Origin of the sequence: uncultured Maricaulis sp., assembly GCF_963976135.1 — a bacterium.
Lineage (GTDB): Bacteria > Pseudomonadota > Alphaproteobacteria > Caulobacterales > Maricaulaceae > Maricaulis.
Window position 1 is genome coordinate 1 of record NZ_CAXBKN010000034.1, and the last position, 25,125, is coordinate 25,125.

General features: G+C 63.3%; 27 protein-coding genes. 16 read left to right on the forward strand and 11 right to left on the reverse strand.

Annotated features, from left to right (window positions below):
* Positions 1–386: phosphomethylpyrimidine synthase ThiC (locus AAC023_RS06450; RefSeq protein ID WP_339739329.1), on the forward strand; the 386-nt coding region annotated here is incomplete at its 5' end.
* Between the two features lie 372 nt (positions 387–758).
* Here AAC023_RS06450 and AAC023_RS06455 read toward each other — a convergent pair.
* Entirely contained in the window at positions 759–1,808 is a 1,050-nt protein-coding gene (locus AAC023_RS06455) for a hypothetical protein (RefSeq protein WP_339739331.1), read from the reverse strand.
* A gap of 1,146 nt (positions 1,809–2,954) precedes the next feature.
* Here AAC023_RS06455 and AAC023_RS06460 point away from each other — a divergent pair.
* Positions 2,955–3,371, forward strand: a complete 417-nt coding sequence (locus tag AAC023_RS06460; protein ID WP_339739333.1) for a hypothetical protein — start codon at positions 2,955–2,957, stop codon at positions 3,369–3,371.
* 179 nt (positions 3,372–3,550) lie between these two features.
* On the opposite strand, the gene AAC023_RS06465 is transcribed toward AAC023_RS06460, so the two are convergent.
* The gene (locus AAC023_RS06465) at positions 3,551–3,886 is read right to left on the reverse strand and encodes a YkgJ family cysteine cluster protein (protein ID WP_339739335.1); all 336 of its coding nucleotides are present in this window, start codon (positions 3,884–3,886) and stop codon (positions 3,551–3,553) included.
* 166 nt (positions 3,887–4,052) lie between these two features.
* Here AAC023_RS06465 and AAC023_RS06470 point away from each other — a divergent pair, with 166 nt between their 5' ends.
* From AAC023_RS06470 to AAC023_RS06490, 5 genes are all read left to right on the forward strand, one after another.
* Entirely contained in the window at positions 4,053–4,490 is a 438-nt protein-coding gene (locus tag AAC023_RS06470; RefSeq protein ID WP_339739337.1) for a hypothetical protein, read from the forward strand.
* A gap of 148 nt (positions 4,491–4,638) precedes the next feature.
* Positions 4,639–5,067 (forward strand): hypothetical protein, encoded by a 429-nt coding sequence (locus AAC023_RS06475; RefSeq protein ID WP_339739339.1) that lies wholly within the window; start codon positions 4,639–4,641, stop codon positions 5,065–5,067.
* A gap of 45 nt (positions 5,068–5,112) precedes the next feature.
* Positions 5,113–6,168 (forward strand): DUF481 domain-containing protein, encoded by a 1,056-nt coding sequence (locus AAC023_RS06480; protein ID WP_339739341.1) that lies wholly within the window; start codon positions 5,113–5,115, stop codon positions 6,166–6,168.
* Between the two features lie 109 nt (positions 6,169–6,277).
* A complete protein-coding gene (locus AAC023_RS06485; protein ID WP_339739343.1) occupies positions 6,278–7,276 on the forward strand; it encodes an SRPBCC family protein in 999 nt (332 codons plus the stop codon).
* Between the two features lie 421 nt (positions 7,277–7,697).
* A complete protein-coding gene (locus AAC023_RS06490) occupies positions 7,698–8,174 on the forward strand; it encodes a hypothetical protein (RefSeq protein WP_339739345.1) in 477 nt (158 codons plus the stop codon).
* Positions 8,175–8,238: 64 nt separating this feature from the next.
* On the opposite strand, the gene AAC023_RS06495 is transcribed toward AAC023_RS06490, so the two are convergent.
* Both AAC023_RS06495 and AAC023_RS06500 read right to left on the reverse strand, forming a co-directional pair.
* A complete protein-coding gene (locus AAC023_RS06495; RefSeq protein WP_339739347.1) occupies positions 8,239–9,171 on the reverse strand; it encodes a homocysteine S-methyltransferase family protein in 933 nt (310 codons plus the stop codon).
* A 28-nt stretch (positions 9,172–9,199) separates the two neighbouring features.
* The gene (locus tag AAC023_RS06500) at positions 9,200–10,111 is read right to left on the reverse strand and encodes a neutral zinc metallopeptidase (RefSeq protein ID WP_339739349.1); all 912 of its coding nucleotides are present in this window, start codon (positions 10,109–10,111) and stop codon (positions 9,200–9,202) included.
* Between the two features lie 267 nt (positions 10,112–10,378).
* Here AAC023_RS06500 and AAC023_RS06505 point away from each other — a divergent pair, with 267 nt between their 5' ends.
* From AAC023_RS06505 to rpoH, 6 genes are all read left to right on the forward strand, one after another.
* A complete protein-coding gene (locus AAC023_RS06505) occupies positions 10,379–11,386 on the forward strand; it encodes an N-acetylmuramoyl-L-alanine amidase (protein ID WP_339739351.1) in 1,008 nt (335 codons plus the stop codon).
* 59 nt (positions 11,387–11,445) lie between these two features.
* Positions 11,446–11,847 (forward strand): hypothetical protein, encoded by a 402-nt coding sequence (locus tag AAC023_RS06510; RefSeq protein WP_339739353.1) that lies wholly within the window; start codon positions 11,446–11,448, stop codon positions 11,845–11,847.
* A 126-nt stretch (positions 11,848–11,973) separates the two neighbouring features.
* Positions 11,974–12,555, forward strand: a complete 582-nt coding sequence (locus AAC023_RS06515) for an RNA polymerase sigma factor (protein WP_339739355.1) — start codon at positions 11,974–11,976, stop codon at positions 12,553–12,555.
* A complete protein-coding gene (locus AAC023_RS06520) occupies positions 12,542–12,931 on the forward strand; it encodes a DUF6768 family protein (RefSeq protein WP_339739357.1) in 390 nt (129 codons plus the stop codon). The genes AAC023_RS06515 and AAC023_RS06520 overlap by 14 nt, the downstream gene beginning before the upstream one ends.
* Before the next feature lie 77 nt (positions 12,932–13,008).
* Positions 13,009–13,860: an alpha/beta hydrolase-fold protein gene (locus AAC023_RS06525; RefSeq protein WP_339739359.1), complete on the forward strand. Its 852-nt coding sequence runs from the start codon at positions 13,009–13,011 to the stop codon at positions 13,858–13,860.
* Positions 13,861–14,032: 172 nt separating this feature from the next.
* Positions 14,033–14,926 carry an RNA polymerase sigma factor RpoH gene (rpoH, locus tag AAC023_RS06530; RefSeq protein ID WP_339739361.1) on the forward strand — a complete coding sequence of 298 codons (894 nt, stop codon included), beginning with the start codon at positions 14,033–14,035 and terminating at the stop codon, positions 14,924–14,926.
* 27 nt (positions 14,927–14,953) lie between these two features.
* Here the strand turns inward: rpoH and AAC023_RS06535 are convergent, their stop codons facing one another.
* Positions 14,954–15,628, reverse strand: a complete 675-nt coding sequence (locus AAC023_RS06535; RefSeq protein ID WP_339739363.1) for a lysoplasmalogenase — start codon at positions 15,626–15,628, stop codon at positions 14,954–14,956.
* Positions 15,629–15,692: 64 nt separating this feature from the next.
* Between AAC023_RS06535 and AAC023_RS06540 the strand changes: the two genes are divergently transcribed.
* Positions 15,693–16,952 carry an alpha/beta hydrolase-fold protein gene (locus AAC023_RS06540; protein WP_339739365.1) on the forward strand — a complete coding sequence of 420 codons (1,260 nt, stop codon included), beginning with the start codon at positions 15,693–15,695 and terminating at the stop codon, positions 16,950–16,952.
* A gap of 19 nt (positions 16,953–16,971) precedes the next feature.
* On the opposite strand, the gene AAC023_RS06545 is transcribed toward AAC023_RS06540, so the two are convergent.
* Positions 16,972–18,249: a trypsin-like serine protease gene (locus AAC023_RS06545; RefSeq protein WP_339739367.1), complete on the reverse strand. Its 1,278-nt coding sequence runs from the start codon at positions 18,247–18,249 to the stop codon at positions 16,972–16,974.
* A 184-nt stretch (positions 18,250–18,433) separates the two neighbouring features.
* Here AAC023_RS06545 and AAC023_RS06550 point away from each other — a divergent pair, with 184 nt between their 5' ends.
* Complete coding sequence (locus tag AAC023_RS06550) at positions 18,434–18,937, forward strand: hypothetical protein (protein WP_339739369.1); 504 nt, start codon at positions 18,434–18,436, stop codon at positions 18,935–18,937.
* 40 nt (positions 18,938–18,977) lie between these two features.
* Here AAC023_RS06550 and AAC023_RS06555 read toward each other — a convergent pair whose 3' ends face one another.
* From AAC023_RS06555 to AAC023_RS06575, 5 genes are all read right to left on the reverse strand, one after another.
* Positions 18,978–19,805 (reverse strand): PhzF family phenazine biosynthesis protein, encoded by an 828-nt coding sequence (locus AAC023_RS06555; protein WP_339739371.1) that lies wholly within the window; start codon positions 19,803–19,805, stop codon positions 18,978–18,980.
* Positions 19,806–19,835: 30 nt separating this feature from the next.
* Positions 19,836–20,672, reverse strand: a complete 837-nt coding sequence (locus AAC023_RS06560) for a thioredoxin family protein (protein WP_339739373.1) — start codon at positions 20,670–20,672, stop codon at positions 19,836–19,838.
* Positions 20,673–20,758: 86 nt separating this feature from the next.
* The gene (locus tag AAC023_RS06565; protein ID WP_339739375.1) at positions 20,759–22,534 is read right to left on the reverse strand and encodes an ABC transporter ATP-binding protein; all 1,776 of its coding nucleotides are present in this window, start codon (positions 22,532–22,534) and stop codon (positions 20,759–20,761) included.
* A 293-nt stretch (positions 22,535–22,827) separates the two neighbouring features.
* Positions 22,828–23,751 carry a thioesterase family protein gene (locus tag AAC023_RS06570; protein WP_339739377.1) on the reverse strand — a complete coding sequence of 308 codons (924 nt, stop codon included), beginning with the start codon at positions 23,749–23,751 and terminating at the stop codon, positions 22,828–22,830.
* A 14-nt stretch (positions 23,752–23,765) separates the two neighbouring features.
* Positions 23,766–24,200 carry a transcriptional repressor gene (locus AAC023_RS06575; RefSeq protein ID WP_339739379.1) on the reverse strand — a complete coding sequence of 145 codons (435 nt, stop codon included), beginning with the start codon at positions 24,198–24,200 and terminating at the stop codon, positions 23,766–23,768.
* A gap of 200 nt (positions 24,201–24,400) precedes the next feature.
* Here AAC023_RS06575 and AAC023_RS06580 point away from each other — a divergent pair, with 200 nt between their 5' ends.
* Positions 24,401–25,027 (forward strand): OmpW family protein, encoded by a 627-nt coding sequence (locus AAC023_RS06580; RefSeq protein ID WP_339739381.1) that lies wholly within the window; start codon positions 24,401–24,403, stop codon positions 25,025–25,027.
* The last annotated feature ends 98 nt before the right edge of the window (positions 25,028–25,125 follow it).

Here is a 25,125-nt window from a genome sequence, read left to right on the forward strand (position 1 = left end):
TCGCCGCCCATGCCGGCGACCTCGCCAAGGGCCACCCGGCCTCGAAGATCCGCGATGATGCCCTGTCCCGCGCCCGCTTCGAATTTCGCTGGGAAGACCAGTTCAATCTCGCCCTCGACCCGGAAACCGCAAGAGATTTCCACGACAAGACCCTGCCCAAGGACGCCCACAAGGTGGCGCATTTCTGCTCCATGTGCGGGCCGAAATTCTGCTCGATGGAGATCACGCGCGAGATCCGCGACCGGTTTGGCTCTGCGCGGGCGCCGAATGCGGTTGAGGCGTCAGAGGCCGAGGCCGGGATGGCGGAGAAGGCGGCGGAGTTCAAGGCGCTGGGGTCGGAGATTTATTTGAGCGAGGACGGGACGGTGAGGGAGGCGATTGATTGATGCGCTGAGGGACTGGCACCTCTGGTGCCTGTCCCGGGGAGGACTCCTCTTTCCCGGTCCGGTTCGCCGCAGCGGTCGGAATTTGAGGCACAGGCCACGGGCTCTGCACGCCGCATTGCGCCGCCCCTTTTCCCATGGGACGCGTACCAGAGGTACACGTCCCTCGCTGAGCCGGGATGGCGGAGAAGGCGGTGGAGTTCAAGGCGCTGGGGTCGGAGATCTATCTCAGCGAGGACGGGACGGTGAGGGAGGCGATTGCTTTGGATCGAGAGGGATACGTACCTGCGGTACGTGTCGCATGATGGGGCGTCTCTTAAGTGTTATCGATGTACAAATTTTGGAGCCCAAATAAGCGTCTGAATGATGGGTAGGTTATTTTTTTAATAGTGCGCGTCCAACTCTCCACCCGTAATAGAAGCGATCTTCCTTTACCTCTTCAGGAATTTTCAGATGTTGTAGGACTGTTCTTGCTCCTTTCTCACCCAAGTGGCTTCCCCCAAGTGCGCCTGCAATTGAAGAAACTACGCCCGATAGACCGCTGGTCATCGCCGCCGTCAGAAAAAGCATGCCGCTGTTCCCGGTGGCAGCTATCAGGTCGGAGGTCGACATTTGTCGTGATTTAGAAATTTTCTTGTAGATTGCGCTTGTTGCGCTTCGAACATGATCGAGCGCATCGGCGTCTGAGATGTGGCCGTCTGAAATGCATTCTCGGATACTGTTACGAAAATCAGATAGGTGGTGCCATTCTTGTTCGCGAATTTTTATCGCCTCAGTCAAATTTGCCGGCGCGAACAATGGGAACCCGGCTTCTATGCTTGGGCCGTGCGCAGCAGTTTGGGCGAATGCTGAGGCCACCTTAAATTCTGATGGTGATCCTAGAATGTTTTGTATGCCAACCTCGTCGCAGTAGTGGTTTTTGGCGACCATTTCGTGAGTAATGGACTCAAATAGATTCTTAAAAAACCCAATTTCGAGCATTTTATTAAGTGGGAAGTCTGCAAAGTTCTTTATTTCCGAAATAATATTTTTGTGCCCCCTCAAATATATTATGTGCTCTGAGTGAGTTTGGTCGAACTCAATTCGAATCGTGCTGGCATCTTCTCGAAATATACTGGTTGAATCACGTATATAGTCCCAGACAATACCTATTAGATCATCATCTTCTAAATTAGTGCTGCCTTTGTCAAACAAAACCTTTGCAAGGCAATCATTGCATACGTTCATGCAATCGTAGTCGATATATTGTATAATTCCCGTGTCTATCAATGGTTTTTGTTGATAATAACTATGTATTGCAAAGGCCAGCTCTGATTTAAATCTTTTCGGATTCTCTTCGCTGTAGAACCGTAGTGCATACTGGAATGGGTTTACGGTTAATGTCTTGTCGGAGTAAAGAACCGAAAAGGCAGATATTTGATTCAATCGGAGAGTCCGACAGCTTGCTCGCGAGCAATACGTCGGCAACCCCGAGAGCCGATCATCGGCTAGAAATGTGTGGTTAGTCGGAGTGGGATCGGGGTGCTCAATTTCGGCCAAGTGTGCGTCGATCACTTCTAAACAATATTCAGACGCCACTGGTTCAAGATCCTCCCGAATGGACGAAAGGTTCGAGCGGTGTCGAATAGGAGTTAGTTTGTCTAACATTGACAATAGTTGTCCCAAATCCGTTTAGCGAATCGGCAATTGTGAAGTGTAGGGTACAACGCTTTTCGCCCTCAAGTCGAAAAGAACGTGGGAACACGCACTATTTGGTCCGCTCTGAAGCGGGTGCCCACCCACACCCCACCTTAAACCCCATGCCGAGACTCCGCCTCAGGGGACAGGCGCGGTCAAGGGCGCCGGAGGCGCCGCTTCGCGGTTTCACCCTTGACCGCGCCTGTCCCCTGAGGCCCTTTGGCTGGCAAGGGGTTTATGGCTTGGCCTCGCCCGGGCGGGCGGGTTTTTTTCACTAAGCGCTAATCTCATCGTCATCCCAGCGCAGGCTGGGACCCAGATTCACGCACTGGCGCTGGTCAATCTGGCGCCTGATCCTGCTCCGGCCTGGCTCTACGAGACTGGGTCCCAGCCTGCGCTGGGATGACGATTGTTGGGCGATTCAGGAGTGACCGAGGGCAGGGCGCCGCCGCCCTATCCCCGCCCCACACCGCCCGCAAACCCCCGCCAGCAAAGCCCAACCCAGAAAATCCGCCCCGACTTGTCCCCGCCCCCTCGACCCGCGCGCATAATCCTCAGCGGTTCCCGGGGTGGGAGGCGCAGGCCACGTCACTGATGCCCGGGAGCGCGCGGAGCCTGTCCGGGCGATCGATGTGACGATCGAAAGCGCTGGCAGGGCGTCCTCTCTTCACGTCCGAGGGCACTAAACGACCGACCCGAGTACGTGTGAGGATTGGAAACGGGGTGGAGACAGCCCGGGAAAACTCCGCAAGCGGGATGTCACGATGTCACGCGCTATTCCATTACCGGTTACCGGCATCGCCGGCATCCCGCTTGCCTCCCATCACTTCGGCGAACGCCGCGCGAAGCGCGCACGCCTGTGCGCCACGCGGCCACAAGACAAGGGGTCTTTCCATGACACGACACAATACTGCTCCCGCCGCAGCGGCAGAGCCGGAATTCGACGGGCTGGTCGCGATGTATGAGCACGAGGCGCTGAGACTGATGATGCGCTGCCTCTACCGGCAATTCCTCAATCAGGAGACTGCCGCGGCCGTGCGCACCGCCGCCACCCTGCTCAAATCCCTGCCGCCGGCGCGCCGCGGCAATGAGTGGATCGAGGCGCTGGAAGAGATCGAGCGGGACATTGCCCTCATGACGCCGGAGGAGATCGACGCGGAAATCCTGGAAGGGATGGGTGTTGTTCTGGAGCCTGCGCCTGAGGCCGGGGCGGCGGCGGAGGACTTGCTCACCCAACACCAATCTCATCGTCATCCCAGCGCAGGCTGGGACCCAGATTCACGCACCGGCGCCGACAAGCCTGGCGCCTGACCCCGTTCCGGCCTGGCTCTATGAGTCTGGGTCCCAGCCTGCGCTGGGATGACGATTGTTGGCAGCGGCGGTGTCTGGCACCCACGTCTCTCCGCAGCCTGCGGCTGCGGCCCCATCGGCCCCTGCTTCGCTAAAGCTACGCAGGGCCCACTTCCCCGCCGGAGGCGGGGAAGAAAGCGTTAGGCCGCCGGCGTCTCGCGCACCTTCTCCCCCATCACCCCATTCGCCCGGATCGCCTTGCCGCATTCGAAACTGCCGGCGCGGAAGGCGCGGCAGGCTTCGGGGCGGTGGTCGTAGACGGCGCACAGGGCCTGGCCGGTCTCGAGCCTGAGATGGGTGCAGTGGCCGCAGCTGAAATCGACGAAAGAGCGGCCGCCGTCCTCAAACAGGCTTTCGGCGGGCAGGGCATCGGGGGCGATGCGGGCCTGGTCTTGCGGCAGGAGGACGAGATAGCGCGGATGGCGGCTGAAACAGCAGGCTCCGCAGGCGACGCAGTCAAACGCCATATCCGACATGTGAGGTGACGAACCCGCCGCGCGAAGGCGGCCTTCCGCCCCGGCCCGCAGCGCGCGGGATTTACGCCAGCCGGAGGGGATTTGCATCCGGAAAATGCGGCGGCTCTCATCCTCCGTTAATCCCGGGCGTGCTTGGTTTGCATTTCACCAGAATGGGGGACGTCCGATGCGTGCATTTACCCGGCCCGGCCATATCGCCGCCTTTGCCGCCCTTGCCGCGGCGCTGTTGCCGCTCGCCATGCCGGCCGCCAGCGCGCAGGCGTTCGCCTCGCCATCGGGTCAGGTCTATCAGACCCGGATCGAGAATCTGACATCCTTGAAGCTGGCGATCGCCTTCGGCAGCGGCGAGAGCGGCGGCACGGTGACCATTACCCAGCTCGACACCGGCTGGGCCCCGCCGCCGCCCGGCCTGGAAGTCGGCACGCTGGGGGAATGGAGCCAGGCGGCGGACGGTTCGGTGACGATCAGCGGCGATGCGCTCTATTTCCTGCCCGATGGCGGTCCGGCGACCTGCCAGATCTGGGCGGCGGATTATTCCGGCCAGGAGGAGACCTGCTGGTTCAATAATAACGGGGTCAGCGATAGCGAGCTCCACCTGCAATAGGACCGGACCTGCCGGGCGGGCCGACCGCAGTATCCGCCCTATCGCCCCGACGGCCAGAATTTCACGTGCGCATCAAGCGTGCTCCTCAACCCCGCGCACCAGACCGGTGCCGAACCCGAAACGCTCCAGCCAGAAAACGGAAAATCTCATGAAAACCATGCTCATGGCCAGCCTCGCCCTGATTCTTGCCGCCCCCGTCGCGCTGGCCGATGACGGTCCGGCGGGACAGGAATTCACGGCCGTCGCGACCCGCAATACGGATATCGCGCGCATCGGCCAGACGGCGACCATCCGTTTCGAGAGCGGCGGCAATATCACCGTGTCCGGCGTCATGGATGGGATGGGGTCCGACCCGTGGTCGACCGAATGGAATGAGGACGCCAATGGTGAAATCACCAATGGGGCCGACATTTTCTGGATGGATCCCTGGGGCGAGCCTCCGATCTGCCGCAGCTGGCCGGACTATCCGGTCGGCGCCGATGTCGAATCGGTCGGCGGCGACTGGGAAGCGACCGGCGTCTGCTGGCTCGGCCCCGATGGCGGCAGTCTGGACTGGCGCATCACGCGCACCGAATAGGTTTTGCGCGGCGCATCCGGAAACTCGCAGCCCCAGGGGATCAACATGCTGAAATCACTCGCGGCTGTCACCGCTGCCGGGCTCGCATCGATCATCATGCTCGCGGCGCCTGTGGCAGCCGAACTGCCGCAAGCCTACCAGGCGCTGCTGGCCGAGGCGGCGGACCGCCAGGATGATGATGCGCGTTTCCTCGAGACCGCCGACATGGTCGCCGTGCTGGTCGAGGGCGGCCGCGCCGCCGTCCATGCCGATATTCTCGCGCATCTGCCGCACCGTGCCAGCGCCGTCGCCGGCTGGCCGCTGCCGGCTGTAACTGACGCGGCGCCAGCCGGCCCGGCATCGCCGCCGGCCGAGCACGCGGAGCATCGCAGTCTGGGCGGTGCACCGATCGCCCTGGGCGGCGCCCCCGAGGGTTCCGGCGGCTGGCTGGCCGGTTCGATCCGCATGATGCGGCCGGACAGCTGGGCCGGTCATGTCCGCGCCGGTATCCAGCTGGAACGCGGCAATTCCGAGCTCACCGATTTCACCTTCGCCGTCGAGCTCGACCGCGAATTCGAGCAGGGCTGGCGCATTGACAGCCAGTTCGAGTATTTCCTCTCGGAGAGCGCCACCCATACCACGCGCGACAACTGGCTGGTCGAGCTCCGCACCACGCGCGAACTCGATAGCGGTATCGGCTATTATGGCGGCGGCTCCTATGAGCGCGACCTGATCGGGATTTACGAGCGTTCGGCTTTCGTCACCGCGGGCGGGATCTGGCATGCGCTGGACGGGCCGAAGCTGGACTGGGTGCTGCGCGGCGGTGCCGGCCAGCGTTTCCGCGAGGACCGCCTCAATGGCGAGACCCTGACCGACTGGGTCGCCGAGGCCGGATCGAGCCTGCACTACCAGATTTCCGAAACCGCCCGCTTCAGCTCCGAGACGACCGCCTTCCTCGGCGGCGGCTCGCGCGTCGACCAGCGCTTCAGCCTGACCAACCGCCTGTTCGGCAATTGGGCCGTCCAGACCGGCCTGCGTATCGAGCACGAGTTCGAGACGCGTGCCGGCTATGAGCCGACCGATACCCGGCTGGATATCTCCCTGCTCTACGCTTTCGACTGATCCGCACTGGCGTCCGCGCCCCTGCGACCATGGGGCACTGGTATCGGCGCGCGATCCACGGCAATCTCCCGCATCGGCGCGGCGGGAGTGCCGGCATGGGGGATAACCGGTGAGCGAAGCTTTGCAGCCGAAAGGGGCCTGGATCTGGGTGGGCGCACGGCTCTTGCTGGTCTTTATCGGCCTGGCCGTGCTGGCCGGCCTGTTCTACACCCTCGGCGGCACCGATGCCGGGGCGGGTCTTTCGGGCGGATTTACCGCCCTGTTTGGTCTGCCCTTCTGTCTTGGCGCCATCATCCAGTACGCCATCAGTCCCGGTGGAATGGCGAAGTCGGGCCGGACCGGTGTGAGCGTCGGCTTCCTCCTGCTGGCGGTCATGGTGATTGTCGGCATTTTCTTCCGCGAGGGGCTGATCTGCATGGTCATCCTGGCCGTGCCGTGGTGGATCAGTGCCTGGCTCGGCGCGCTGGCCGTCAGCGGGCTGCACGCGCGTTTCCGCCAGCGCGCCGTGCTCCACAGCGCCGGCCTGATCTTGCTGCCCTTCGCCCTGTTGTTGCTGGGACCCATAGCCGCCAATCCGACGCATCATTTCGAGGTCCGGCGCTCGATGGTGATCGAGGCAGTTCCCGATCAGGTCTGGCCGCATCTTCTGAGCCTCGACGGTCTGTCCGACGAGGAGGGCGTGTGGACGATTGCCCAGGACGTGCTGCGCATTCCGCGGCCACGCTCGGCCCTGGTCGTGGGCGAGGGCGTCGGTGCCGTGCGGCTGGCACGCTGGGGCGAGCAGATCGGTTTCGAGGAACATGTGACGGGCTGGTCGCCAAACAGCCATCTGGCCTGGCGCTTCGTCTTTCCCGACGATTCCATCGCGCGTCATACCGATGCGCATATCGGTCCGGACAGCGAATTTCTCGGTATCGAGACCGGCAGCTACACCCTGATCCCGCTCGCCGATGGCCGCACCCGGCTGACCCTGACGACGCGCTACCGCGCCAGCAGTCCGGCCAATCACTACAGCGCCGTCTGGGGTGAGATTATTCTGGGCGGTATTCAGCGCAATATCCTCGCCGTGATCGCGGATCGCAGCGAGGCGGGTGCGGTTCAGCAATAGCGCGGCTTCACCTGGTGCCAGACAGGGGGCAGGTGCCGGTCGCCCGGCAGCCCGCCCCCTCACAGAGTGGTTATTTCTTGCCCGGCGGCACAACCGTGCCCTTGGTGGAAGGCGCGGCGGCGATGGTTTTCTTCTTCTCCGCTTTGGGCTTCTTGACTTCCTTGTTGGATTTTTGCTGACCCTTGGCCATGTCATGCTCCTTTGAGCGAGGTCCGGCGGACCGCGTGGCGTGATATTACGCCGCTCCGTGATGGCGCGATAGCATTTTCGCAATCCGGGGCCGGGCCGAGTAAGGGGCAGGCGCCGAGCACAGCTCCTGAAAACTTGAGCCATGTCACGCACCGAAGCTTAATGGTTTCAGGGCTATAACCGGGCTACCAACAAGGCCGGACAGCTGGCCGCAGAACCGGAGCGTTTCATTTTGAAAACCCTGATCACGCTGGCCTTCGCCGCCACCGCCCTGTCCGCAACCATCATCGCCGCCCCGGCGCTGGCCCAGGATAGCGCCCGCACCCCTGCCGGACAGAGTTTCAGCCTGCGCTCGACAGACCGCGTGCCCAACCTGCCCGCGGCGGGATATTCCGGCACGATCCGCTTTGAAGGCGGCGGCTATGAGGGTGGCAGCTGGACCGTGAGCGGTTTCCCCGACGCGATGGGCGAGGACCCGTTCAGCGGTGAGTGGTCGATGGAGGCCAATGGCGAGATCATTGTCAGCAATGACATGATCTGGAACGATCCTTATGCAGCCGGCGATGACCGCCCGTCCTGCCGCGAATGGCCGGATTATCCGATCGGCACGCCGATCGAGGATGTCGGCGGCGAATGGGGGTCGAGCGGCGTATGCTGGGTGGCGTTCGATGGCGAAACGCCGGACTGGGAAATCATCCGCATCGAATAACGCTGCGGGCCGGACAATGGCCGATTGAGCCGTTCGGAGTGACGGCTGCCGCCCGGGCTCACCCTCAGACGCAGGCCTGGCAGATCGCGGCGATATGCCCGTCATCCGTGCCGCAACAGCCGCCCAGCAGGGTCAGGCCGGGATGTTTCGCGCGCAGATCGCGGTAAAGCCCGGCAAGTTCCTCGGCATCTCCGGGATCAAGTTCGCTGGCATTGTCCAGCTCTGCATGGCTCTTGCGCGAGGCATTGGCGCGCAGCCCGGTGATGCGCCGCGTCCAGGCTTCGCCGGCATCGAGCGCGGCGCTGAAATGGTCCGGATGGGCGCAATTGATCATGAAACCCGTGGCCGCTGACCCGGTCGCCGCATCGACCGCCATGATCGCCTCGCCGAGCGCCACGCCACCGGGCAGGCGCCCGTCGGTTTCGGTGGTGAAGCTGATGCCGATGGGCAGATCCGCCGCCCGCGCCGCGCGGACAATGCCGATCGCCTCGCTGGAATGGGTGACGGTCATGGCCGTTGCGCCATCGGCGCCGGCGGCCACGAAGCTGGCGATCTGGGGCCTGTGATAGGCCTCGGCCTCATCGGCGCTCATCACTGTGTCCGGATGATAGGCGTCAAAGCGCGGTCCGATACTGCCCTGGACCGGCATCAGGCTGGTGGTGGTCTGATGTGCGTCACGCAGGGCCTGCATGAAAGCGATCGCCTCGCGATTGACACGGTCGAGCGCGGCGGCGTCATAGCCCAGCTTCGCGCCCCAGTCGGCATTGGCGCGCCAGGTCGGGGCGCCGAGAATGAAGTCGAGCCGGTGTCTGAGCGCGATCGCAATATGGCGCTGCCAATAATCAGTCAGCTGAGCGCGTCCCGCAGTCGTCTCGAGCAGCGGGAAGGCGGCAAAGTGCGGCAGGTCGAGGCCGCAATCGAACACCAGCCAGGTCTCCAGCCCGCTATCGGTGAGGCGGATGGCGTTATCGTGACGGGCAGCGGCGTGCTGGGTCATAATCGTGGTTTCCCGGGCGTGGCCCTGCCTAGAGTTCGCGGGCCGAAAAGGTATCGCAGGACGAGACATCCGGATTGTTGAAGCCGCGCATGAACCAGCGCTGGCGCTGGGCGGCGGAGCCGTGGGTGAAGCTGTCCGGCACGACGCTGCGGCCGGCGCGGCGCTGGATGGTGTCGTCGCCGACGGCGGCGGCGGCCGCCATGCCCTCGTCAATATCCCCGGGCTCAAGCAGGTTGAAGCGCTGATCGGCGCGCGCCGCCCACAGGCCGGCAAAGCAATCGGCCATCAGCTCGACGCGTACCTGCATCAGATTGGCCGCTGCGCCGCCACCACGGCGGCCCTCGGCGTCGGCGCGGTCGAGAATGCCGAGCAGGTTCTCGACATGATGGCCGACCTCATGGGCCAGCACGTAGGCCTGGGCGAAATCACCATTGCCGGCGCCCATTTGCGCCAGCTCGTCATAGAAGCGGACATCGATATAGACGCGCTCGTCGGCGGGGCAGTAGAAGGGGCCCATGGCCGATTGCGCAAAGCCGCAGGCCGAGGACACGGCGTCGGAGAACAGCACCAGTTTCGGCTCGCGATATTGCTGGCCGGCCTCGGCAAAGACCTCGTTCCAGACCTCTTCGGTGTCGGCCAGCATGACGGCCGCGAAGCGCGCCGCCTCTTCTGTGCCGGCCGGGATTTCGCCTTCGATTGTGGCTGGCTGGGACGTGCCGCCGGTGAGATTATTGAGGGCGCTGTCGATGCCGCCGCTGAACAGGCCGATACCGCCAACGATGATGACGGCGAGCACAGCGCCCTTCCAGCCGAATATGCGGAAGAGCAATGGCAAGAGCGCCAGCAGGCCGCCGCCACCACCGCCGGCGCCGCCGCTATAACGCGTGCCGCGCTGATCGATCACATTGCGGCTTTCACGCCGTCCGCGCCACTGAACCATGGGGCTGTCTCCTGAAATTGATGCGGGCCTGCTCGCCGCAGGTTAGGCGAGAAGCGGGGGCAGGCACAGGCCCGGCCTCATCGCGCCACGGGCGGTCCGGCCGGGCGGCGCGGCCCTGGCAAACCCACTGGCAGGCAAGGCGCTGAATCGGTGAACTTATCCACGCCGGCCTTTTCGCGGCTAGGATGAATAATCCTGAATGGCGAGCTCTGTACGCAAAGCCCGAAGTAGTTGTATAAAGAGCTCAAATGCACTGGTGGAGGGGACATGTCGGATCGGGTCATCGCGCGAGCGCGCACCAATAGGCGGGTTAATCTCAGAACCGGAGCACCCCGATTATCATCGCCGATCCGGGAAACCCTGGACGCGGGGACCGAGATTTTTGTCACCGCGACCGTCAAGGGCGATGATGTTGGCGGCAATGATCACTGGTATGCCTGCCGCGGCTCGCTCTATGTCTGGACCGGGGCCTGCGAGGATTATCGCGACGAGCCATCGCCACCCGCCGACGAGGCGGATGAGGATGATCGCCCGTCGCGGATTGAACTCGGCGAGGTGATGCAACCCGAATTCGAGACCCTGCCCGGCGTCTTCCACAAGGTGCGCGGCTATCGGCCGAACGGGCTGGAAGGCCTGATCGTGCACTATGATGCTGCCCGCACCCAGCCCTCCAGCGACCGCTCGACCACCGAGGTGATGCGCTATGCGGCCGAACATGGCTATCATTATGGCGGGATCAGCCGGACCGGCCGCATCTTCCTGCCGCAGGGCTTTACCTGGGAAGGCTGGGGCTATCATGCCGGCGCCAGTCAATGCCCGGCGACAGGCCGCAAGGGCGTGTCGCAATATTATGTCGGCTTTGAACTGAATAATCCCGGTCAGCTGTTTCCGGCGGTCCAGACCGGTGTTTTCTGCCCCTGGTTCAATACCAAGCGTGATGAGAGGGGCCGGGTCGTGCTTGACGAGGACGGGCGTTGCACGCGTCTGGATGAGGATGGCGAATGGTATCGCGATTACGAAGTGCGCCTGTGCGAGGGTGGCAATATCGCCCCCGGCTGGTATCTGCCCTATAGCGCCGAGCAATTCGCGGCCCTGACCCGGATCTGCATTTGGCTGTCACGCCGGTTTCCCGAAAGCTTCAGCCTCGAGCGCGTCTTCGGCCATGACGAGGTCGCGCCGGGCCGTAAAACGGATCCGGGCGGCGCGATGGGGACGCCGACTGAATTGATGACGATGGCCCAGTTTCGCCAGCATCTGGCGGACATGGCGCAATAGAGGCTCCGTTAATCGGTCTGTGGCATGTTTGAGCCCTGTTTGCCCGTTAGAGGTGAGGCATGAGCAAGTCTGTGACATCGAGTTTTCGACGTACATCCGATCATTTCGAGCCCGACCTGGTCCAGGATCCGGGCGAGCAACGCAAGCTGCGCGGTCATCTGGAACAGATCGATTATACGGTCTCGGCCGCCAATCAGGCGGTGATCCAGAAGGACATCCATCACGTCACGCTGGAGGATTTCCGCAATCTCGCCCTGACCGCCGCCAAGGCGCGCACGGCCTGGGTGTCGACGGCGATCGAGCTGGCCAAGTTGCACAAGGCGCTGGATGCGGCACAGCTGGAGAGATTGTCGCATTTGCGCGGCGTCTATGATGAGTTGTCGGAAGCCTATGAAGCCATGCGGCGCATGGTCGAGCGCGGCTATCTGAGCTATCACAAGGGCCTGCCCGAGAAGGGCTGAGCGGGGCGTCCGCCCGGCTCGGGGCCGTTCGCGATTGAACCCTTTTTGTCGTGACGCGCACCTATACTCTGAACGGGGCCGCCTGACCGGCCTGGCAGATGAGGGGCGTGAGCCATGCAGCGCGACATGAGACGGGTTCTCGGGGAATACCTCGTCATCGCTGCGCAGACCGGCGACCGCGCCGCCAGCGGCCAGCTCGCCCGCCTGTGGCAGCCGGCACTTCTGCGTCACGCCCTGCGCCTGACCGGCGAGACCGAGCTGGCCCGCGACACGCTGCAGGACGCCTGGATTGATATCCTGCGCGGCCTGGGCGGCCTCACCGACGCCGCAGCCTTTCCGGCCTGGGCCTATCGCATTGTCACCCGCAAGAGCGCCGCGACCATCCGTGGCCTGCAACGCCGCCGCCAGACCGGGGCGGCGCTGGCAGCCGAGCCCGAAGGCGCGGATGATGGTGAGCGCACTGCCGAGGCATTGGCCGATCGCGGACCGCTGGCGCGGGCGCTGACGGATTTGCCCATTGAGCAACGCATGGCGATGGCGCTCTTCTATATCGACGATTTCACCGTGGCGGAGATTGCCGTCGCGTTGTCGGTTCCGGCGGGGACAATCAAGACCCGCCTGATGCATGGCCGCCGCAAGATGCGCGCGGCGCTGGAATTACCCATTTCAACTCCATCGAACCAGGGAGGTTCAAATGACGGGATCTGACAAGGAACTCGACGCCATGATTGCCGAGGCCCTCGACGCCGAGGACAGGCAATTGCTCGAGCAGTTCGGCGAGGAACCGGGCTATTTCGCCCAGGCAATCGGCCTGTTTGGCGGCCGGCTCGGCTGGGTGATCTGGACGGTCTATATCGTCAATATTGCCGCCGCCGGACTGGCGATCTGGGCGGGCTGGCACCTGTTCATTGCCAGCACGCCATTGGAAGCCATTCGCTGGGGTGTCGCAGCGCTGGCCGCGATGCAGATCGGCCTGTTCATGAAGGGCTTCATGGGCGAGCAATTGCTCAATAACCGGGTAATCCGCGAAGTGAAGCGGCTGGAATTACAGCTGGTTCGCAGCCAGGGACGACAAGGCGTCTAGCTTGACGGGCCGGCTTGGCAATCGGGTGCGTTTGGGTCAGACAGAGACCCGACGCACCCATTGGCCGGAGATTTTCGATGCGCCTGAAACCCTTTACCCGATTTTTCGGCCTCGCCGCTGCGACGCTTACCCTGGCGGCCTGTCAGCCGGAAGCCGCGCCGGAGCCGGGGGCATCGACACCGATCGTCATCGGCCAGGAAATCGTGCTGGATTCGGTGATCTATGACGGCAGCCGCACCATCACGGTCTCCCTGCCCTGGAGCTATGGCGATGGCAATCGCAGCTATCCGGTGCTCTATCTCGTCGATGGCGGCGCGCAGCAGGACTTCATCCCCATGGCCGGCATGGCGGCGCTGGCCAGCCTGTCGATGCAATACCGCGAATTCATCCTCGTCGGGGTGCAGACCGAGAACCGCTCTGTCGAACTGACCGCCGTTTCAGAGCTGGAAGACGATCTGCGCTGGATCCCGGAAAACGGCGGTGCCGATGATTTTCGCCGGCATCTGCTCGATGAGGTCAAACCCTGGATCGAGAACCGTTACCGCACCTCCGGCGAGAACGCGATCATCGGCGAGAGCCTGGCCGGGCTGTTTATCACCGAGACCTTCCTGCGCGCGCCGGACAGTTTTGACCATTATATCGCCGTCAGCCCCTCGCTCTGGTGGCGCGGCGAGGGTCTCAGCCATGAGGCCGCCGACCTGCTCGCCGCGGGCGAGTTTGGCGGCCATTCGCTCTATCTGACGATCGCCGATGAAGGCGAGGACATGCAGACCGGCATGGACCGTCTGGTCGCCGCGCTTGAAACCGGCGCGCCGGAGGATCTCACCTGGTGGTATCAGCCGATGCATGACGAGCACCACCACACCATCTATAATCCGGCGACGCTGCAGGCGCTGCGGCTCGTGTTTGCGCCGGACGAGGGCGAATAATTCGCGCTTTTCATTCCTGAATACCCGTCATGCGCGGCAATATGCCCATCAATGGCGGTCACAGGGTTGTGATACACTCGCAATTGCCAATCCGGCTCCCTAAATAGGGTTCGGACAGGGAAATGGCGCCTTGCAGAAGGGCGCCGTTTTCCCAGCAGGGATAGGGAAAATCATGGCCAATGCATTGTCGATCTCACTGTCTCCCGAACAGGGGCTGTCGCGCTATCTCTCCGAGATTCGCCGCTTTCCCATGCTCGAGAAGGATGAGGAATTCATGCTCGGCAAGCGCTGGCGCGAGCATGAAGATGCCGGCGCCGCGGAAAAGCTCGTCACCTCGCATCTGCGCCTGGTGGCCAAGATCGCCATGGGTTATCGCGGCTATGGCCTGCCGATCGCCGAGGTGATTTCCGAAGGCAATGTCGGCCTGATGCAGGCGGTCAAGAAATTCGACCCTGAAAAGGGCTTTCGCCTCGCCACCTATGCGATGTGGTGGATCCGCGCCTCGATCCAGGAATATGTCCTGCGCTCCTGGTCGCTGGTGAAAATGGGTACGACTGCGGCCCAGAAAAAGCTCTTCTTCAACCTGCGCCGGATGAAAAGCCAGATGCAGGCGCTCGATGAGGGCGATCTCAAGCCGGAACAGGCCGAGGCGATCGCGACCAAGCTTGGTGTCACGACCGATGAAGTGATGTCGATGAATGGCCGCATGTCCGGCGGCGACGCCTCGCTGAATGCGCCGCTGCGCGGCACCGAGGGCGATGGCCAATGGCAGGACTGGCTGGCCGATGACAATGCGGAAAGCCAGGAAGACGAGCTCGCCGAGAGCGATGAGTTCGACACCCGCATGCAATTGCTGCAATCGGCGATGGGCGAGCTCAATGAGCGCGAACAGCATATCCTGCAAAAGCGCCGCCTGTCGGAAGAGCCGGAAACCCTGGAAGAACTGGCCGCACATTTCGGCGTCAGCCGTGAGCGTATTCGCCAGATCGAGGTCCGCGCCTTCGAGAAGCTGCAAAAGGCGATGAAGGAAATGGCGACCGAACAGGGCCTGATGGCCGACGCCTGATCACAGTCTTGCGAAGCAGCGTCCGGATCAGTTCCGGGCGCTGTCTTCGGGATGGCTCAGGCCGAGCGCGATACAGGCCTGGCCGCCGAAATAGCACACCCAGACCACCGGTCCGGCCCAGTCGAGCATGCCGGCAAACATGCGCCAGGCCAGCACAGCGTCGGATATCAGGAAGAGCAGCGCGCCGATGACGGCGAGATTCGGTGCCCGGCCGATCAGCGCCAGCGCCACCATCACCAGGATAATCCCGTTATAAATGCTGGCCGCGATGCGCAATTCGCCGAAATGCGGCTGCAGCGCCACCAGCATCACCGCGCCGAACACGATGATGACCCCGGTCGCGAGATAGCCCGGCAGGCCGCGATTTCCCTTGCGGCGCAGCTGATCGGCGAACAGGCCGATATAGATCAGATGCCCGATGGCGAAGGCGAGAATGCCGAGCGCCTGCTGGGTTGGCTCCAGGGCGAGGAAAGCATCACCGGCCGATCCGGCCAGCAGGCCGAGGCCGAGCCAGAGCCGCCCCTGCTTCAGGGCGTAAACGCCCAGAAGTACAACGCCGCCGGCCTTGATGATGACATTGAGCGGGTAGGGGGCACCGATTCCGAAATCGTCGAGCAGATAGATCGCGCCCAGGATCAGCGCCGCGAGCAGGATCAGTCTCGAGACGCGGTCGGATGCGATCGTGATCGGTGTGGCTGTCATGCGCTTTCCCCCTGATTGCGCGGCAGGCTAGACTGAGAGCCGGAACGGGCAAAGGGGAAGTTTCATGACGGGAATGCCGGTCTTGCTCGCCTTGATGCTGACCATGGTCGCCCTTGACGACGCGCCGGGCGCGGACGATGCCGTCAACCTGGCCGAGATCGAGCGCCTCTTGCTGACCCAGCCCGGTGCTGTCGAGCAGGCCTGGACGCAATTGAGCCGCGGCGGCCTGCCGCGCATTGAACCGATCGCCGGAGATGCCGGGCGGTCGCGGGTGACGTTTTTCTACAAGGCCGGCAGCGACGTTACCGGCGTCCGGCTCAACAGCGTCATCAATGCGGTTCAGGTCGACTGGCCGGTCGAGGATTTCGTGCGCGATTACACCTTGCCGATGCAAAGGCTGGGCGGCAGCCCGATCTGGCGTCTCAGCCTTGATATCCCGCGCGATGTCCAGGCCAGTTACAGTTTTCTCGTCACGCGGCCGGGCGGCACGGACCGGGTGACCGATCCGCATAATCCGCGGCATCTGCGCGGCCGCGCGGCGGAAGCCGTGCTGAGCCTCGACCGGGTCGGGGATGTGTCAGTCCTGGCACCCGTGCCGCCGAGCTGGTTGCCGGCTGCCGAAATGCGGCAGGTCGCGAGCGATGCGCTGTCCCGGCCGGTGAGCCTGGACATTCATCCGGCTGCGGGCGGCACAGCCGCGTCACCCGTGCTGATCCTCTATGATGCCTTCAATTGGGGTGGCCGCGCCCCGGCCTGGGAGATTGTCCATAACCTTGCCGAGTCCGGCGATATACCGCCCATGCATGTGGTGCTGATCGACCAGCTCGATCCGGGCAGTGACGAAAGCCTGTATGCCGATCAGAGTGCTTTCATCGTCGACGAGCTCCTGCCTTTCCTGCGGGCGGAATACGGCTGGCAGCTATCGCGCCGGGATGTTGTTCTCGGTGGCGCCTCGCGGCGCGGCCTGTCGGCGGCCATTACCGGGCTGTCCCGGCCGGCAGCGATCGGTGCCGTGCTCTCGCTGTCGGGTTCATTCTACTGGGCCCCGCCCGGCGAGGCACCGGAATGGCTGGCGCGGCAATTGGCCGAAGCGCCGGGCGAAGCCCCGCGCTTCCTGCTCGCGGCCGGTTCGCTGGAGCATGTCGTGACCTCGACCAATCAGGGGCATGTCATGCTCGAGACCAACCGCAACATGGCCGGTGCGCTGAACGCGGCCGGCTATCAGACCGGCCTGCACATCTATCCGGGTGGTCATGATATTGCCGCCTGGCGGCTGGCCCTGGCCGATAGTCTGCAGACGCTGTTTGCGCCCGCAGACCAGTGAGGCCGGCCGGGCCGGGGGACTATTTCAACGGCTTGCCGGAGGGCATCGGGCTGGCGCCGCCATGGCCGATCCGGCCGGCGACGAAATCATCATAATATGGCAGCCAGGCTTCCGAGCGCACCGCGATGTATTTCATCGGTTCGCCCGGCGTCGGCCGGAAATTTGAATCCGTGCCGACGACGAAATACTGATTGCCTTCGCGGATCATGAAAGGTGAGCCGCTATCGCCGCGGGTCGTGTCGCAATTGTGCGCCATGGTATTGTCGTTGAAGATCTCGACCATGTGGCAGCCAATATTGCCCGACAGATGGGCGCCGGTATCCCAGCTATAGCCAGCCTGGTAGAGATCGGCGCGCATGGCGGTGCGATTGCCCGCATTCTGCACCAGGCCGCGAACGCCGACATGGCCGATTTCGGCCCCGAGCGGGCGATCAATGCGCAGCAGCGCCCAGTCGGTTCCGTCGAGATCATTGCCGGCGCCAAAGGCTTCTTCGTCCCAGTCAGGATCGATCAGATAGGCCGTGACGCGCGCTTCCAGCGGCCCGCCGGGTCGATCATAGGCGGTCCGGAAAACAGCACTGGCATCGGTGCGGCCATCTTCATTGATGCAGTGGGAAGCCGTGATCAGCACATTATCGGCGATCAGCGTGGCGGTGCAGGCGCCGCCGCTATCGAGATCGATCTGGCCGATCGCATTCCAGGGCGAGGCGGCGGTGTCCATGAAGACGCGGTCATCATGGCCGAAATAGTGATCATTGATCGTCAGCGGGCGGTCACGGCCGAAACAGTCGGCGCGATCCGTGCGTGCGTCGCAGCGGCCATCGCCCAGGCCCGGCTCATTGCAAACCCCGTCAAAGGCGGTGTCGCAGCTATCATTGCGGAAGCGCAGGTCGATGATGGCGCCACAATCGGTCAGATCGGTGGCCTGGGTGCAGGCGCCGGTTCCAAATCCGGGTTCGTCGCACTCGCCGTCATTGGCCCACTGGCAGCTATCATCCTCGACATTGTCGGCAATGCGCCAGCAATCGGAATAATCCGTTCCCTGGTCGCAGGCACCGGTCCCGATGCCCGGATCATCGCATTCGCCATCATTGGCCCATTGGCAGGTATCGACCCCGCGATAGCTGGATGTGGAGATGTCGCCGCCGCGTGTCGGCTTCTGGATTCTGAGCAGCCAGCGGCTGATCTCCCGGCTCGACAGGGCCTCGCCGCCAGCACCGTCGAGGCGGGGTTCATCCGCCTGGCTCGTGGCTACAACCAGAATGGCGGCCAATGCCGCGATCAAACCTGTACGCATGAATTGCAACTCCCGCCCCCATCGCCTGGCCCCTTATCGCGCGCGCCGGTGCGCGGACCAAGCCTGAAAACAGGCATTTTATCGTTCATGGAGATGACTATTGCCTGAACGAGGCATTCAAACCGCGCTCAGCTGCCCTGTGGTCGAATGCCGGCTTGAGAATAATCCAATCCAGGAGACTGTCATGACCCTTACCGCCAAAATCGCTGCAGCCGCCCTCCTGGCCTCGATCGGCATGGCCGGTTTCGCCGGTGTGGCCAGTGCCGGCACCTGGCACGCCAATGCCGCTGCCTGCCCGGATCTGCGCGAAGATCGTATCGATGCCCGCTATACCAGCGGCCGGGCAGATCGCCGCGAAGACTTTCGCGACCAACAGGTGATCAATTGTCCGGCCCATGCCTGGAGCTATTATCCGGACCGCTATGAGCGCACCGACATGCGCCGCATGACCTCGCCGGGGACAGTCTATCTTGACCGGTCCGGGCGCTATTACGCGGTCGATCGCCGGGGCGCGTCCTATAATATCAACGTGATTATCGATTATCCGCGTCAAACCCCGGTCCTGGGTGTGCGCCTCGGTGCCAGGGCTGGCGTGCACGATGATCGTTATCGCGACAGCCGGCGCGATTATCGCAGCAATAGCCGCGACCGACGCGATGTCCGGCATAATCGCCGCGGCCATCACTAGCGCGGTGATCGCCCGCCGGGGACACTGACCCCGTCCGTCCTCAGGCCCAGATACGGCCTTCCAGATAGCGCGGCGCGTGGCCAAACAGGGTCACGCGCCCGCCGTCTGTATCGCCGCCATTCGTTTCCACTTCAAGCGCGCCGGGACGCGGGCCGATCTGGCGCGCGCTCATGCGTGTCTTGCCGAGGCGCCTGGCCCAGTAGGGTGCCAGGGTGCAATGCGCCGATCCGGTCACCGGGTCTTCATCGACGCCGGATGCCGGGGCAAAGAAGCGCGAGACAAAATCGCCCGTCTCGCCCGGGGCCGTCAGGATGATATTGGTGTCGAGCTGGCGCAGCTTGCCATGGTCGGGACGGGCGTTGCGCACCGCGCTTTCATTGTCCATCACCCACATCTGATAGCCGGCGCCATGGATCCGGTTGACGCTCAGCACGTCGCGGGGGTCGGCCTCGATCCCGAGCGCCGACTGGATGGCGTCATCGCGGCTGGCGGGCTTATAGCCGATCAGCGGCAAATCCATCGCCAGCGCCGCGCCATCGCGCTTGACCTCAAGACGGCCTGAGCGCGTGTCGAAACGGGCCGTGCCCGGCGTGCCGAGATCATATTCGAGCACCACCGCGCCGGCTGCCAGGGTCGCATGACCGCACAGATCAACCTCGACCGTCGGTGTAAACCAGCGCAGATGCCAGGACGCCGCGTCCGCGGGCACCAGGAAGGCTGTCTCCGAAAGATTATTGGAGGCGGCAATGCCCCTCAGGACCTGATCATCCGGGAAGGCTTCCATCAGGCAGACGCCGGCCGGATTGCCGCTGAAGGCCAGGTCCGGATCGGCGAAGGCATGGATTTCGAAATAAGGAATGGAGGCCATTGAAAACTTCCCGGAAGCGGCGGGGCTGATCTACCAGCGCTCGCTCTGATGCGGTTCGAAGTCGAGGTGAAGATCAGGGTTCTGCCGGTCCAGCAGGGTGACCACATCCGCCGTCACCGGTGCATCGCCGGCGATGGCCATCAGGGCATCTGTGATCAGGGTGCGGGCGATGCTGCGCTGCTGCGCGACCTGGCGGGGCAATTCGCGGCGCCAGTCCTCGACCTCGTCATACAGGGCGCTGAAACCGGCCGGCCGTTCCGACGCCGGCATGGCCCGCCAGCTCCCGATCTCGACATAGGCCGCGGCGAGACGGGTGCCCTCTTCCTCCTCGAACAGATCGATCTCGATCATCATCGCCTGATAGATCAGTGAGGATTCAACCACCCCGCCGGTCTGCGGCACATCACCGGCCCAGCGCGCGAAATAGGTGCGCGCCTGTTCGACCGGTGTCGAGGCCGCTGTGCCCCAGGCTTCGCGCTGATCGCGATTGAGCACGGTCTCATCGGCCGGATCGATGATCAGCACCATCGGGGTCGCATACAGCGCCGCGACGCCGAAGCGGCGGATCACATCCTGGTTCTGGTCGCGCCAGCCGACATCGATGAAACGCGTCACATAATGATCGGCCAGCATGGCCGCCAGTTCCGGGTCCTGGAAATGCCCGGCCAGGCCGTGGCTGTCATGGCACCAGTTGGCGCCGAACACGAGCAATAGCTTCTTCTCCTCCGCCAGCGCTTCCGCAAGGGCTGCGTCGACGATCTCCATGGCGGCATAATTCTGGTCGAAGGGGGAGGGTGCGCCTTCCTCCGCCAGCGATACCGGCGCAATCAGGAACAGGGCAAACAAGCTGGCAAGCAAACGCATCATGACCTCGAAACGACAATGAGGCGGAGAAAAGCACGCCGCGCCGTTCAGCACCAGTCAAGTGGGTGTGAACGGCGCGGCGCCTCGATCTATCCCGCAGCCAGCATCGCCAGCCGGGCATAGGTGCCGTCATCCTTGCCGGCCAGTTCGTCATGGCTGCCCTGTTCGACGATGCGGCCCTGGTCGAACACCAGGATGCGGTCGGCATCGCGAATGGTCGAGAGCCGGTGGGCGATGATGATGGTCGTGCGTCCACGCATCACCGCTTCCATCGCCAGTTTCACATCGCGCTCGGTCTCATTGTCGAGACTCGAGGTTGCCTCATCCAGGATCAGGATCGGCGCATCGGCGAGAATCGCGCGTGCGATCGCCACGCGCTGGCGCTCACCGCCCGAAAGCTTGACCCCGCGCTCTCCCACAAGTGTGCGGTAGCCTTGCGGCAGGCTAGTAATAAACGAATGGGCATGCGCCGCCCGGGCAGCAGCAATAATGTCGGACTCGCTGGCATCGGGTGATCCATAGGCGATATTTTCCGCGATCGTGCGGTGAAACAGCGCCGGATCCTGCGGCACCAGGGCGACATTCTGGCGCAAGCTTGCCTGCGCCACATCGCGCACATCCTGGCCGTCAATCTCGACCGCGCCTTCATTGACGTCATACAGACGCTGCACCAGCTTGACGAAAGTCGACTTGCCCGAGCCGGTCGCACCGACCAGGGCGACTTTCTCGCCCGGCTGGATGTCGAGGGAAAAGTCTCGATATAACGGGCGGTTCTGGCCTTCATATGTAAAGCCGACCCGGTCAAAGCGGATCGCGCCGGAGCCCGGCTCGAAGTCCCGGGCATCGACGGCATCCTCGACCGTGCTCTCCTGCAGATCGAACACGGCGAGATCCTGCAGCTCATCCATCGAACGCTGAATCGCCTGCACCTGTTCACCAAAGCGGCGCATATAGCCCGACACCAGCATATAGGCCGCCAGCGCCGCGACGACATCGCCGGCCGAGGCCGCGCCGCGCGACCATTGCCAGACCAGCAGCCCGACCAGGCCAGCCTGCATTGACAGGTCGGTGACGATATTGACCAGCCAGGAATTGACGAAGCGCAACCAGGTCTTCTTGGTCTCATTGCGCCAGCGCCAGGTAAGTTCATGAAAACGTTCATCCTCGCGCGTTTCGGCGCCGAAGCTCTTGACCGTCGCAATACCCCCGACCGCATCGGCCAGGGCACCGCCAATCTGGGAATCCAGGGCATTGGAGCGCATATTCTGCGGCCGGATATAATAGCGGCTGAGCATCAGGGAGGAGGCGATGAAGGCGGCCATCACCACCAGCACGACGCCGCCAACCAGCGGCCAGCGCACCGCCATCACGCCGGCGACGCCGAGCATGACACCGAGCGAGGGCGCTATGCCGAGGAAGATATTGACCGTGATCGTGTCATAGGCCCACATCCCGCGCGTGATCTTGCGGACCACCGAGCCGGCAAAGGTGTTGGCGTGCCAGTCGAGCGAGAAGCGCTGCACCTTGGCAAAGGCGTCCGTCGTCAGATCGGCCATATTGGCCGACGAGAAGGGCACTTCGCAGCGCGAGGCCAGCTGGCGCACGAAATAATAGGTCACTGCCGTGCCCAGATAGAGCGCGAAGGCGGGCCAGGGCCTGCCTGTTTCCGGTCCTGCCGCCAGAGCGTCGATCAGACGTCCGGCGGCAACCGGGATGAAGACCTCGGCAATGGTCGCCAGCAGCATGAAGCCGACCATGCCGGCCAGCAGGACGGGGCGGCGCAGCCATTGGCGGCGCAGAAAGCCCAGCACCTGCAGATTGCTCAGTGTGCGGACAATAGGTGTTTCGGGATCGGAAATCGACATCGCAGCAGCGGACCGGGCGGTCCGTCCTCATGAAAGCAGTTCATCAAACCTGTGAATGGAGAACGTCAGCGCTGTCGTGCGAAACCGGGCCTGGATGCAGGCGCGGCGGGTCACACGCGAAGGCGGCACGTTCAGCCACCGTCGAAGGTCAGATAGATCTGCTCATGGGTCTGCTCCAATATGTCGATTGGTCCGTGGCCGCGTGATTACACCGGGCTGGTGTCACCGGGCAAGGCCAGGCGGGCAAATTTGTTACCTATCCGCCACGAGTGTGGCGATGGGGGCACAGGCCGCTAGGCTTCAAGGCCTGAAATACAGGCCTGTTCCAGCCCGGGCCGGACCGTGTCGGACAGGTCGGTGATCTTGCGCGCATCGAGATCCATCGGGGCGGCAATGCCTTCCATGGTCCACCAGGGCTTGCCGGTCGCCGGGTCGAGCACCCAGTGAACGATATTGCGCACTTTCGGGCCGAAGGATTTCAGGCCCGAGCGAACCAGATAGCCGTCTCCGGCACGCGGCCAGCGATGCGGCAGAATGCGGCATTCCAGCAAGGCAGAGCCGATCCGGCCGTCAGCCTCGCCCCGGTGGAAGGCCCATTCCTCGGGAAAGGCGTCCTTGAAATTCACCACCGAGTCGGAAATCCGGCCGAGCAGGACTTCGGTCCGCATGCGGCCAAATACATCGACTTCGTCCGGGGTGAAGCGGCCCTGACCGACATGGGCCAGGCCGAGCGCGTCGGCGCGCGGCAAGGATGCCGAGTCCCTCGACTTGGTCTCGGCCAGGCCGCGCGGCCGGGCAAAGTCCGGGATCTCGACCATGCGGCCTTGCAGCCGGGCGGCAAAATGGCTGGGCCAGGCGAAGGCGCGGCCTTCGCGCGGCGAGACATGGTCGAGATCAATCCGGAAACTGGCGGCGGGTTTGCCGGTGCCGCCATGGCGCATGATCAGCACGGCCGAACAGCCGGATTCGCTGATCGCGGTCCAGCCCGCCTCGATCATGAGTGGGGCTCCGGGCTGGGCTTCAGCGAGAAAGCGGACGTGCAGGGCAGTTGGCAGGAGAGTGGCATTGGCGTCGGCGCGGTGAATGGCATTGAGCCCGCTCTGCGCCGCGAGTCCGGCCAGGGCCTCACTGGCCTTGGTCAGGTAGAATTTCACATTCATATGCCCGAGTTCGTCGCACTCCCAGGCGTTCACATTGCCGCGCCAGGTCTCGATCATCGCCTGATAGTCCCTCAGTGATCGCAATTGCTGCAATGGCCGAAATGCTCGATCACCGAGCGTTCAATCCGGAAGCCTTCCGGCGTGTGGGTGCTGACGGGGGCGCCATGACGCTCTTCGACCGCGCCGCAATGCGTGCAGATGAAGAGTTCGGCGCAGCCACCGGGATGACTATGGATGGTGGAGCAGCCGACAAAGGCGTTGAGCGCCTCCACCTTGTGCACCAGACCCAGGCCGATCAGGAAATCGAGCGCCCGGTAAACCGTTGGCGGCTTGGCGGTGCCGGAGCCCGGCTTGAGGGCCTCGAGCAGGTCATAGGCCTTCACCGGCCCGGGGGCGGTCAGGACCAGTTCAAGCACCCGCCGGCGCACCGGTGTCAGCCGTTCGCCCCGCTTTGCACAAAGCGCTTCTGCGGCCTCAAGGGCTGTGATGGTGGAATCAGCGTTCATGATTTCAATATCTAAACCAGTTCGGCGCAAAGCACACCCGAACTTGCCGCAGCCCGATTCAAGGCTGCATGAACCAGGGGCAAGCCCGTTTCTGTCCAGGCCCGTGCGACAGGCTGACGCGCGGCGAAACGCACACTGCCCCCGATGCTGCCGGACATCCATAAAGGCCCTACATAATTTATGGATGAAGGGATTTCCTGATGAAACGTCTCGTGTTTTCTGCTGCAGTTTTCGCCACGCTCGCGGCCGTGGCATCGCCTGCCATGGCCGAGAGCGGCGACTGGCTGGTCCGGCTGCGGGCGATCGATGTCATGCCCAATGAAGGCGCCACGATCAGCCCGATCGGCGGCGATGTCGATATCTCCGACCAGATCGTGCCGGAATTGGACATCACCTATTTCGTCCAGGACAATTGGGCCGTCGAACTCATCCTCGGTGTCACACCCCACGATGTGCAGGCGGTCGGCACGACAGCCGGTGATATCGATCTCGGTGAGGTCACGCTGCTGCCGCCAACGCTGACACTGCAATACCATTTCAACCCGGACGGACAGATGCGCCCCTATCTCGGCGCCGGCGTCAATTACACGCATTTCTTCAATGAAGATCTGCCGGGCGGATCGGCGCTGACCCGTATCAGCTATGATGAAAGCTTCGGCCTCGCCGCCCAGGCCGGGATCGATTTCGCCCTGCAGGACGAATGGTTCCTCAATCTTGATCTCAAATATATCGACATCAATACCGACGTCCTGATTGACGGTGCGATTGCCGCCTCGGTCGATATCGATCCGCTTGTTCTCGGCGTTGGTTTCGGCCGCCGTTTCTGAGCCGATCACCGTCCAGAACGAGCTGCCGGATCCCGGTTACGGGGTCCGGCACTTGTCTTGCAGACCCGACATGCTTCTGTCCCTGCGTGGCTGCGTTG